At 50.7% G+C, this 556-nt stretch carries 1 protein-coding gene; it reads right to left on the reverse strand.

All coding sequences use genetic code 11. The features are described from left to right. On the reverse strand, window positions 1-556 hold a 556-nt coding region (locus C9J48_RS27705; RefSeq protein ID WP_181320848.1), incomplete at both ends, for a ShlB/FhaC/HecB family hemolysin secretion/activation protein.

The raw sequence follows: 556 nt of genomic DNA on the forward strand, positions 1-556 counted from the left end.
ATACTGAGATCCAGCATTTTGCTGCGGGTAAAATAATCCAGTGTATCGTTTACCACCGGGTACTGCTGTTTCTGCTCACCGTAACTGCCGCCGGCCGTAAATTCCCAGTGCTGATACGGCACCCGGTATTGAGCATAGATAAATTTAGTTCCGCCGGAATGGTCTTTATCCAGATCCCGCAGGGTATAAATAAACAAGCGGTCATACAGTCCGAGCGGATTCTCAATACTGAGCCGGTTATTTATTTGCAGGCGACCGGTTGACGGGCTGCCGTGATTGTTAACATCCAGCCTGCCGCTCAAACTGCGTTTTTTTTGCTGTGAAACCATAACAACAGAGCTGCCGGGCTTATCCGGATCAGGCTCAACCGCTGCCCGCGCACCCAACCCCGCTACCTGATTCAGATGATTCATTCCCAGTTCAGTATCACGGATATTCAGTTGCCTGTCTGCTCTCTGCGGAAAAACCAACCCCATCGCAAAACGGGACTGTCCGCTCTCTTTATCACGGTAGCCGCTCAGATAACCGGGCTTATATTGCAGAGTCAGTATCCCGT

It is taken from the genome of Photobacterium profundum (assembly GCF_003026285.1).
Lineage (GTDB): Bacteria > Pseudomonadota > Gammaproteobacteria > Enterobacterales > Vibrionaceae > Photobacterium > Photobacterium profundum.